Origin of the sequence: Terrisporobacter muris (assembly GCF_024621905.1) — a bacterium.
Lineage (GTDB): Bacteria > Bacillota > Clostridia > Peptostreptococcales > Peptostreptococcaceae > Terrisporobacter > Terrisporobacter muris.
Genome location: NZ_JANKBY010000098.1, coordinates 1 through 11,256 on the forward strand (window position 1 = coordinate 1; position 11,256 = coordinate 11,256).

Sequence of the window (11,256 nt, forward strand, 5' to 3'; positions counted from 1 at the left end):
AATAATAAATTTTAATATTCATTGAGAATAAGGACAAATAAGATATTTAAGGTTTAGATTAATAGTAATTTATCAATAATAAATTAGTTAGAGAAGTATTTTCAAATTACAAATTAGAATTCTAATGAAAAATAAAAAACAATTTACAAGCAAAAGAGTGCTATACTTTTGTTGTAAAATAAAAACTATATGTAAATAAGGAATAAGGAATTTCATGCAAAATTTAGTATTTAATATTGATGAGAGAAATGAAAAGGAGATTCGATTAAATTAAAAGTCCTGGCTGTTTATACTGGCCAAGGATTATTAGAATCAAAAGGTTTATTATTAGAAGTAATAGTATCAGAAGTACAATTACAAGGTCATCCAGAAGATATACCAGAAAGTATAAAAATAGATGTGTCTGAATTAAGTTATGGGGATACTATATCATCACAAGATTTATCGATTCCGATAACTTTAAAATCAGACATAGATGAAAATGCAGTAGTCGCTAGAGTAGTTTTATTATCATCTAGTGATAGTGAAGAAAAATCATATGAAGATCAAACATCTACTAACTAATAATTCATATTACATATATAAATAAGATCAAAATTATTATAAATATCCCACCATGATTATCATAATGGTGGGATTTAGTTTATGGATTTATCACAAACACTTATTATAAAAGTATAAAAAAAATTAAAAAATTGTTTAAAGTGAAAAATACGTGGTATTAATATATCATAATTAAAAATTAAATTTAAACAGTATACAATAATTAGATTATATAAAAATTATGGAGGAATATAAAAATGAAAAAATTTGTTTGTACAGTATGTGGTTATATACATGAAGGGGAAACTGCTCCAGAAGTATGTCCAGTTTGTAAAGTAGGAGCTGAAAAGTTTGAAGAAATGAAAGGTGAAATGAAATGGGCTGATGAGCACAGAATAGGTTCAGCTCAAGGAGTAGATGAAGAAGTTTTAGAAGGATTAAGAGCTAACTTCGTTGGAGAATGTACAGAAGTAGGAATGTACTTGGCTATGTCAAGACAAGCTGATAGAGAAGGATTCCCAGAAGTTGCAGAAGCTTACAAAAGAATAGCTTTCGAAGAAGCAGAACATGCTGCTAAATTCGCTGAATTATTAGGAGAAGTTGTAGTTGCTGATACTAAAGCTAACTTAGAAGCAAGAGTTGAAGCTGAATACGGAGCTACTGAAGGAAAATTAAAAATAGCTAAAAGAGCTAAAGAATTAGGATTAGATGCTATACATGATACAGTTCATGAAATGTGTAAAGATGAAGCTAGACATGGTAAAGCATTCTTAGGATTATTAGAAAGACACTTTGGAAAACAAGCTTAATTATAAAAATCTAACAACATAAAAAAATAGAGAGTTATTATTTAATAACTCTCTATTTTTTTATGACTCTAACAATTTAAAATGTGCAATGGATGTATCTTAGCAAAGTTTTGTACTGAAAGGATTTTACATTTTATCTATTATGTTTATCTTAATTTATAAAAAACATGCAGAGAAATGAAATATGTGGTAAAATATGTAGTAAAAATATAAGGAAATAAACTATTATTAATTGGCAAGAGGGGAATAAAATGTTATCAATATACAATAAGGTTAGTGATTATATTGTTGTACTAAATTATGAGGGGAAAATAATTTTTTGCAACGAAAGTTTTTTAAAACGATTAAATTACAACAAGGAAGATCTATTAAATTTACATATATTTGAAGTCATAAAAAATGAAGAAAATAGTGTTGAAAATCAATTAATAGAATCAGAAGAAACAAATAGAAACATAGACTTTTATTCAAAATCAAATGAACTTGTCAAAATTAATTCAAACATTAGTATAGAAAATTTAAATAATGAGAGAAGTATTATTATCATAGGAAAAGAAGTAGATGAAAAACCATATACTATGGAAATGCTAGAGGATCTTTTAGATAATATTAGTATTTCCACATTTGTTATAAATGAAGAGGGAAGGTATCTATACGTTAATAAAGCCTTTTCAAATATATTAAATTTAGAAAGAGACGATATTATAGGGAGTTATAATTATAATTATTGGGATGATGAGGTTTATAAAGAGTTTGAGTTAAATAACAGGGATGTAATTGAGAATAAAAATCCTAAAATATTTAATGAAAAATTAGTTATTAATAATGATATTCAGTGGTATAAAAGTTACAAATCTCCAATATATGATGAAAATAATAAAACTAAATATATAGTTGCAACAACTGAAAATATTAATTTATCAAAAACAATATCAGAAGAGTTATATAAAAATTTTAACAGAACAATAATTAAAAGTGATTATAATGATATTGAATACTATGATGTGGATTTAAGTAAAATACTGAGTAATATAGGAGAACGTATTCTTGATTATACAAATGCAGATGGTTTATCCATATTGATGTATGATAAGAATAGAGAAGGTTTAACACCATTTATAAAACTAAAAAATTCAAATAAATATTTTGAAAATATAAGATTTATACCAAGTACAATAGCTCAAATATACTCAGATAAAAATAAAAAATATTTTAATAATGTGTATCCCAAAATAAGTAATGAACCAATTTCTAAACAAATCTATATGGATGAATTAGATTATTTAGGTAACTATATCGTAGAGTTAAGTGATGAGTTTATTGGAATTATAAGCTTAAACTATAGCAATGGCAATTCTCCTAAATTCAATAGTGATGAGTATATGAAACATATATGTACTAAAATAGCTATGATAATTAAAAATGTTAGGCTTTCAAACCAAGTACTTGTGGAAAATAGAAAGCGTAAATATACTGAAAAAGAATTGGAGCAATATTTAAATGTTTGTGTTGACTTGGTATCCATTGTGGGAATAGATGGCTATTTAAAAAGACTAAGTCCAAATTGGCATAATGTTTTGGGGTGGAGTGAAGAAGAATTGCTATCAATGTCAATGAAAGAAATTGTTCATCCTGAAGAAGTGGAGAGATTTAGGAAATTAAGGAAGGATAAATTAATAGATATAGATGGTAAAATAGATAGAAAAATTGTTCGATTTAAACATAAAAAAGGGCACTACGTTTATCTTGAATGGAGTAGTATGTATATTTCTAAGCAAGGAATATATGTTACAGCAGCAAGAGACATTACAGGAGAGTTGGAAATAGAAAAAGAAAAAAGAAGGTTAGAAGAAGCCGTTCAGCTAGAACTTGTAAAAAATGAATTCTTTTCAAATATATCTCATGAATTTAGAACGCCTATAAATATACTGATAGGCACTATGCAACTTATCAATAAAAATATTGAACAAAATAATATAGATCTAGAAAATTTAAAAAAATACACTAATTATATAAAACAAAACTCCTATAGATTATTAAGATTAGTAAATAATTTAATAGACATAAGTAAAATGGATATAGGGGCATATGAACTTAGAGCATCTAATCAAAATATTATCAATATTATTGAAGATATAACCCTCTCAGTGGCAGATTACACAAAAAATAATAAAATAAATCTTATATTTGATACCAATGTTGAAGAATTAATTACCTATTGTGATCCAGATAAAATAGAAAGAATTATGTTAAACCTTTTATCAAATGCAATAAAATATACACCAGAAGGTGGAAATATAGAGGTTGATATCAACGCAACAGAAAAGGAAATAATAGTTTCAGTAAATGACAGCGGTGTAGGTATTCCAAGCGACAAACTTAATCTTATATTTGATAGATTTGGACAAGTAGATGAATCATTTAACAGAAAATGTGAAGGTAGTGGTATAGGCTTATCTATAGTGAGAAACTTGGTAGAAATGCATGGTGGAAACGTGTATGTAAAAAGTGCGATTAATGAAGGATCTCAGTTTATCTTTACTATTCCTATTAAGTTAAAAGAAGAAGATAATAAGAATTATGATTATGATTACGATAGAAAATGTAAGCATGTGGAAAGATGTGACATAGAATTTTCAGATATATATAGTGTATAAACTTAATATAAGGGCATATCATTTTTTTGATATGCCCTTATATTTTATGGAAAATATATAGAATTAAAAAGTTAATTGGATGTAAAATATATATACTTCTACTATATATTTGAACAAAAACTTTGTTAATAAAATATTTATTCTGTAAAAATATAGAAATATTTAGGGAAGGTATGATATAATAGGTTACAAAATGGTAACAAAAATTACAAAATAGTTACAGAGTGGGGTGATGTTTGGAATATGATTATTAACAAAAATACAAAAACTATTTCAAAAGGAATGGCTATAGGTATGTTAGCAACCAGTGTTATACCAACTATAGCTATGAATGAAAATGTGGAGGCTAGTAGCAAATCTGTGCTAGTTACAGCAAATAGAGTCAATGTAAGAAGTGGATCTAGTACAAGGTATTCATTAGTTGGAAAAGTTAAGAAAGGAATGAAACTTAAATATATATCTACTTGTAGTAATGGATGGTATAAAATAAAATACAATGGAAAGACAAGATATATTACTGATAAATATACTAAAATTTCAGGTTCAACAAGTACCGCAGATTCAATAAAGAAAGTTGGTAAGGTTACAGTTTCAGCACTAAATGTAAGATCAGGTGCTTCAACTAAATATAGCATTAAGAAAACAATTAAAAAAAATAGTGTTGTTGGGGTAATTTCATCAAGCAAAAATGGATGGTCTAAGGTAAAATTATCTAGTTCAACTACAGGATATGTATACACAGATTATTTAAAAGTATACTCAGGTGATTCAAGTGATATAAAAGTAAGTTATAAATCATCATCATCTTCTTCTAAACCAACAACGAATTCTAAGTTGAATAAAGTAATATCTACTGTTAAAGCACAAGTAGGTAAACCTTATGTTTATGGTGCAGCAGGACCTAATTCTTTTGACTGCTCAGGTCTTACATACTATTCTTATAAAAAAGCAGGAATTTACTTAAATAGAACTTCTAGAGATCAAGCTAAAAATGGAAAATATGTAAGTAAAAGTAATTTAAAAGCAGGTGACTTAGTATTCTTTAATAGCGGAACAAATTCTATTAAACATGTTGGAATGTATGTTGGAAATGGTAAATTTATTCACTCACCAAGTCCTGGAAAAGGTGTAAGATATGAAAGTATGTCAACATCTTATTATGTTAAAGGTTATGTTACAGCAAGAAGAATAATATATTAGAAATAAAAAGTTAGAACTATGATACAACTAGTCTATTTACTAAAAACCACTTCATTATGAGGTGGTTTCTTTATTTATGAGAAAAATGCACGATAATGTATCGTATAAAAAATAAAAAAAATAACAAAATGTTCGTAAAAAAACTTGTAAAAAAATGGATTAGCATATATAATTAAACTGAAAAGACGAACAATAATTTTAAAATAAACATTTTAGTTATGATAATGGGAGAATTTTTATGAACAAAAAAGTTATTTATCAGTTAGATGGGAGACCGAAATTAACAGAAGCAATACCACTAGGATTGCAACATGTATTAGCGATGTTTGTGGGGAATGTTACACCACTTATAATAATTTCAAACGTATTAAATCTAGATCCACAAATTAAAGCATCATTAATACAATGTGCCATGTTTGTATCAGGGTTAGTTACATTAATACAATGTTATCCTTTAGGACCAGTAGGAGCAAAGTTACCTATAGTAATGGGAACTAGTTTTGGTTTTGTGCCAGCAGCTACAGCAATTGGTGTAAAATATGGTATGTCTGGAATACTTGGGGCTTGTTTAATAGGAGCTATATTCCAAGTGTTAGTTGGAGGACTTGTACTTAAGCGTATAAGAAAGTATTTCCCACCAGTAGTTACAGGAATAGTAGTTTTAACTATGGGAATTGCACTTTTACCAACGGGAGTTAATTATTTTGCTGGAGGAGTTGGAGCAGCTGATTTTGCTTCACCATCAAATTTATTATTAGGAACAATCGTACTTATAACTGTTATATTTTTTAAACAGTATACTAAAGGAATGCTTAGTATATCATCAGTACTTATTGGATTAATTGTAGGATACATAGTTGCCATACCTATGGGAAAAATAGATTTTTCTTCCTTATCTCAGGCGGCACTTTTATCAGTACCAGTACCATTTCAACTTGGATTTGAGTTTCATATGGATGCAATAATAGCAATGATATTTGTATATATGGTTTCAACGGTAGAAACTATAGGAGATACAACAGCTATAGCAAGCTCTGGACTAGGACGTGAAGCTAGTGAAAAAGAAATAGTTGGGGCAGTTTTAGCAGATGGTATAGGAAGCTTAGTTGGTGCCATATTTAGTGTATTACCAAATACATCTTTTGGCCAAAATGTCGGGATAGTAGCTATGACAAAAATAGTTAATAGATTTGTTATTGCAACAGGGGCATTCATACTAATAATAGCAGGAATATTCCCAAAAGTAGGTGCACTTATATCTTTAATGCCAGCTAGTGTACTTGGTGGAGCTTCAATTGTAATGTTTTCTATGATAGTAGTAAGTGGTATAAAACTTATTACAACTGATAAATTAAGTGAGAGAAATGCTATGATAGTTGCAGTATCATTAGGATTGGGATTAGGGGTCGCTTATGTTCCAGGATTTTTCGATGCTTTTCCAGAATCTATTCAATTAATATTTGGAGAATCTAAAACAGTACTTCCAGCAATATTAGCTGTAGTACTTAATATAGTTTTACCTAAAGAAGAAATATGTGAAGATAAAGCGCTTACTGCATAAAATTCACTAAATCTCAGAGAATTATGTTGTTTAATTTAAAATAGATAAAAAAGATGTATAAGAATTTTCTTATACATCTTTTTTTTTGTTTTAATAATAATATACTGGAATATACGAACATTATTATGATAAAATAATAAAATGTTTAGAAAAAAATAACTAATTATGGTATAATATACAAGGTTAAATTATAATGACAAAATATATTTTATGGGAGGAAGTATTATGTTTACACTAATGGAATTAGTGCAACCCACATCACTTGAAGAAGCTTATGAAATTCTTACAAAAAGAAAAAACAATATAGTTATAGGGGGAAGTGCTTTCCTTAGAATGGGAAAAAAGAGAATAGGAACTGGAATAGATTTATCTGCCTTAAATTTAAATCTTATAGAAGAAAGTTCAGATTATATAGAAATAGGTTCCATGACAACACTTAGAGATTTGGAAGTTAGTCCTATATTAAATAAATACTTTGATGGGGTTTTACCAAAATCAGTTAGGGATATAATAGGTGTTCAATTTAGAAATGTAGTTACTGTTGGAGGAAGTGTATTCTCTAGATATGGTTTTTCTGACTTAATAGTAGGTTTACTTGCCCTAGAAACGGAAGTAGAGCTATATAAAGGTGGAAGAATGTTATTGGAAGAATTCTTAAATAAAGATTATGAGAAAGATATACTAGTTAAACTATACATAAAGAAAAACAATGTAAATGCTGTATATAAATGTATGAGAAATTCAAGAAGTGATTATCCAATATTAAACATGTCAGTATCTAAGACTGATAATAACTTTAAAATATGCGTAGGTGCTAGACCTCAAAGAGCAACTGTGGCTTATAAAGCAAGCGAGTTTTTATCAAATAATGAATTAAATGAAGAAAATATAGTAAAAGCAAGTGAAATAGCCTCAGAAGAATTAGTATTTGGTTCAAATATGAGAGCTAGCAAAGAATACAGAAAAGCTGTATGTAAATCATTAGTTAAAAATGCTTTAATGGAGGTATCATCATGTTAATCACAATGAATATAAATGGAAAAAAAGTTGATATAGATGTGACAGCTGACGAATATTTAGTAGATACTCTAAGAAGAGTTGGAAATCTAAGTGTAAAAAGAGGTTGTGACACAGGTTGTTGTGGGCTATGCAGTATATGGATAGATGGAAAGCCAACATTATCATGTTCAACTTTATCTGTAAGAGCTAACAAGAAAAACATTACAACAATAGAAGGTTTACAAGAAGAGGCAAGTGAATTTGCAGAGATACTTGTAAAAGAAGGTGCAGAACAATGTGGTTTTTGTTCACCAGGATTTATAATGACAGTAATCGCAATGAAAAAAGAATTAGAAAATCCAACGGAAGAAGAAATAAAACATTATTTAACTGGAAACCTATGTAGATGTACAGGATATATGGGGCAACTTAGAGCAATAAAGACATATATGGGGGTAAAGTAAGATGAATATAGTAGGTAAAGGCATAGCAAAAATAGATGGAATGTCAATAGCTACTGGTAAGCCAGTATATACAGATGATTTAGCAGCTAAGGAAGCTTTAGTAGTTAAAATACTAAGAAGTCCGTATCCTTATGCAATAATAGAAGAAATAGATACAAAAAGAGCAATGATGGTACCAGGAGTGGAATGTGTTTTAACATACAAAGACGTACCACAAAATAAATTTACACTTGCAGGACAATCATTCCCAGAACCATCTCCTTACGACAGATTAATACTTGATAAAACAGTAAGATATGTGGGAGATGAAGTAGCTATAATAGCAGCAAAAGACGAAAAAACTGCAATAAAAGCTATGAAAATGATAAAAGTTAAGTACAATGTATTAACTCCAGTAATGGATATGGAAAAAGCTATAGACAATGAAAGTATAGTACATACAGAAGACTTACATTGTAACTTTGATATAGGAATGGAAAGAGAAAGAAATATAGCTTCTAAACATTTATATGAAAAAGGGAATATAGAAGAAGAATTATCAAAATGTGACATAGTTGTGGAAGAGACATATTACACACAAGCGCAATCTCACGGAATGATGGAAACTTATAGAGCTTATAACTACTTAGATCATATGGGAAGATTAGTTGTAGTAAGTTCTACACAAATACCTTTCCATGTAAGAAGACACTTAAGTAGAGCGCTAGACATACCATCAAGCAAAGTAAGAGTTATAAAGCCAAGAATAGGTGGAGGTTTTGGTGGAAAGCAAACTGCCTGTGTGGAAATATTCTCAGGATTAGTTACTTTAAAAACTGGAAAACCAGCTAAAATAATATACGACAGAAAAGAAACTTTCACAAGTACGACATCTAGGCATGCAATGAAATTAAATGTAAGAGTTGGAGCAGACAAAGACGGAACTATAAAAGTTATAGATATAGATGCTCTATCTGATACAGGGGCATATGGTGAACATGCTTCAACTACATTTGGGCTAGTTGGAGAAAAAACTATGCCTATGTATGGAAAGCTAAAAGCTGCAAGATTTAAAGGAAATGTAGTTTATACTAATAAAACACCGGCAGGAGCATTTAGAGGATACGGAGCTACTCAAGGATGTTTTGCTGTGGAGGCTACTATAAATAAAGTTGCAGCTAAATTAAACATGGACCCAGTTGAAGTTAGACTTAAAAATATAATAAAAGAAGGTGAAATATCTCCAGCTTATGATAAGCACTTAAAAAGTGTTGCCTTAGATAGATGTATTCAAAAAGGTAAGGAATTAATAAAATGGGATGAAAAATATCCTGTTAGAGAAATCTCACCTACAAAAGTAAGAAGTGTGGGAATGGCGCTTACTATGCAAGGTTCTGGAATAGCAGGAATAGATACTGCATCTATAGAAATAAAATTAAATGATGATGGTAACTACACATTACTTACTGGCTCTACAGATATGGGGACAGGAAGTGATACTATACTTGCCCAAATGTGTGCAGAAGTTCTAGAAACTACAATGGATAAAATCGTAGTAAACTCAGCAGATACAGATTCTTCACCATATGACCCAGGTTCTTATGCATCAAGTACTACTTATGTTACAGGAATGGCTGTAGTAAAAGCTGCAACTGAACTTAAAAATAAGATAATAAGACTTGGAGCAGAAAGACTTGGGCTTGATAAAGAAGATGTGGAGTTTTATGGAAACTGTGTTAAATCTGAAGATGGAGAGAAATCAATATCAATATTTGACTTGGCAGTAGATGTAACTATGGGACCTAACAAAAACCAATTAATAGGATATGCAACTCATGGAAGTCCAGTTTCACCTCCACCATTTATAGCAGGATTTGTGGAAACTGAAATAGACAAAGAAACAGGAAAAGTTGATATAGTAGACTACGTGGCAGTAGTTGACTGTGGTACTGTTATAAATAAAAACTTAGCAAAAATACAAGTAGAAGGTGGAATAGTTCAAGGTATAGGTTTGGCACTTTATGAAGATGTTGTTTATACTGAAAAAGGCGAGCTAGCATCTAACACATTTATGCAATATAAAATACCAACTAGAAAAGATGTAGGTAATATAATTGTTGATTTTGAAGAAAGTTACGAGCCAACAGGACCATTTGGTGCAAAATCTGTAGGTGAGGTTGTTGTTAATACACCATCTCCAGCTATAGAAAATGCTATCTACAATGGACTTGGAATAAACTTAAATACTTTACCTATGACACCAGAAAAAGTATTTATGGCTATGATGGAAAAGTAATGGACTTGATTAAATCTTTTAATATAAAAAATAAAGATATAATTACAATAGTGGGAGCGGGGGGAAAAACATCTTTGATGTTCTCTGCTTCCTCTTTGCTTAGAAAAAACTATAAGGTGTTAGTCACAACAACAACAAATATTTATGTGCCAGATGAGAAGTTTTATGATGAGATAATTATGCTAAGTAAAATAGAAGATGATAATTATAAAAACACAATAGAAAAAAGTAAAAAAGGAGTATACGTAATAGGAAGTCACATAGAAGGTAAATTGGGGCAAAATAAGCCTAAGATAAAAGGTTTAAATTCTCAAACATTAGACAAAATAGCATCTTATTTTGACATAGTGCTAATCGAAGGTGATGGCTCAAAGGAAAAACCTCTTAAAGGATGGCGGGATGATGAGCCTGTTGTTTATGATAAAAGTACTAAAATTATAGGAGTAGTGGATATTAGCTCCGTAGGATTAGAAATTAATGAAAATAATATTCATAGATTAGATAAATTCTTAAATATTATAAATGATAAAGAATCACAAAAAGTAAAATTAGAATATCTTAAAAATCTTGTTTTAAATGAAAATGGACTTTTTAAGGTTTCAAAAGGAGAACAGGTTTTATTTATCAATAAGGTTGAAAGCAGTAATAATAAGAAAGATGCTGTTTTGCTTATAAAAAAAATAAAAAATGAAAACCCTTCATATATTGACAGATTTGTATATGGAAGTTTATTGAAAAATGAATTTAG

At 29.2% G+C, this 11,256-nt stretch carries 9 protein-coding genes; all 9 read left to right on the plus strand.

Annotation, left to right across the window (positions count from 1 at the left end; all coding sequences use genetic code 11):
• Window positions 1-279 precede the first annotated feature (279 nt).
• On the plus strand, window positions 280-564 hold the full coding sequence (locus NSA58_RS09425; protein ID WP_408648044.1) for a hypothetical protein: 285 nt from the start codon (window positions 280-282) through the stop codon (window positions 562-564).
• Window positions 565-800: 236 nt separating this feature from the next.
• The gene (locus NSA58_RS09430) at window positions 801-1,352 is read left to right on the plus strand and encodes an NADH peroxidase (protein WP_074078785.1); all 552 of its coding nucleotides are present in this window, start codon (window positions 801-803) and stop codon (window positions 1,350-1,352) included.
• 251 nt (window positions 1,353-1,603) lie between these two features.
• Window positions 1,604-4,009 carry an ATP-binding protein gene (locus NSA58_RS09435; RefSeq protein ID WP_074429559.1) on the plus strand — a complete coding sequence of 802 codons (2,406 nt, stop codon included), beginning with the start codon at window positions 1,604-1,606 and terminating at the stop codon, window positions 4,007-4,009.
• 243 nt (window positions 4,010-4,252) lie between these two features.
• Complete coding sequence (locus NSA58_RS09440) at window positions 4,253-5,209, plus strand: C40 family peptidase (RefSeq protein ID WP_052233177.1); 957 nt, start codon at window positions 4,253-4,255, stop codon at window positions 5,207-5,209.
• A gap of 238 nt (window positions 5,210-5,447) precedes the next feature.
• Window positions 5,448-6,770, plus strand: coding sequence for a uracil-xanthine permease family protein (locus tag NSA58_RS09445; RefSeq protein ID WP_074079238.1), 1,323 nt, complete (start codon window positions 5,448-5,450; stop codon window positions 6,768-6,770).
• Window positions 6,771-6,995: 225 nt separating this feature from the next.
• Window positions 6,996-7,790: an FAD binding domain-containing protein gene (locus NSA58_RS09450; RefSeq protein WP_039681495.1), complete on the plus strand. Its 795-nt coding sequence runs from the start codon at window positions 6,996-6,998 to the stop codon at window positions 7,788-7,790.
• Entirely contained in the window at window positions 7,784-8,233 is a 450-nt protein-coding gene (locus tag NSA58_RS09455) for a (2Fe-2S)-binding protein (protein WP_039681494.1), read from the plus strand. Before NSA58_RS09450 ends, NSA58_RS09455 begins: the two co-directional genes overlap by 7 nt.
• Window position 8,234: 1 nt before the next feature.
• Window positions 8,235-10,508, plus strand: coding sequence for a xanthine dehydrogenase family protein molybdopterin-binding subunit (locus NSA58_RS09460; protein ID WP_074429558.1), 2,274 nt, complete (start codon window positions 8,235-8,237; stop codon window positions 10,506-10,508).
• A partial coding sequence (gene yqeC, locus NSA58_RS09465) for a selenium cofactor biosynthesis protein YqeC (protein WP_257560413.1) occupies window positions 10,508-11,256 on the plus strand: 749 nt, incomplete at its 3' end. The genes NSA58_RS09460 and yqeC, both read left to right, overlap by 1 nt.

What these genes read in the sequence shown, in the direction of transcription:
- NSA58_RS09430 (WP_074078785.1), top strand. Translation starts at nt 801, where the DNA reads ATGAAAAAATTTGTTTGTACAGTATGTGGTTATATACATGAAGGGGAA.
- NSA58_RS09435 (WP_074429559.1), top strand. Translation starts at nt 1,604, where the DNA reads ATGTTATCAATATACAATAAGGTTAGTGATTATATTGTTGTACTAAAT.
- NSA58_RS09440 (WP_052233177.1), top strand. Translation starts at nt 4,253, where the DNA reads ATGATTATTAACAAAAATACAAAAACTATTTCAAAAGGAATGGCTATA.
- NSA58_RS09445 (WP_074079238.1), top strand. Translation starts at nt 5,448, where the DNA reads ATGAACAAAAAAGTTATTTATCAGTTAGATGGGAGACCGAAATTAACA.
- NSA58_RS09450 (WP_039681495.1), top strand. Translation starts at nt 6,996, where the DNA reads ATGTTTACACTAATGGAATTAGTGCAACCCACATCACTTGAAGAAGCT.
- NSA58_RS09455 (WP_039681494.1), top strand. Translation starts at nt 7,784, where the DNA reads ATGTTAATCACAATGAATATAAATGGAAAAAAAGTTGATATAGATGTG.
- NSA58_RS09460 (WP_074429558.1), top strand. Translation starts at nt 8,235, where the DNA reads ATGAATATAGTAGGTAAAGGCATAGCAAAAATAGATGGAATGTCAATA.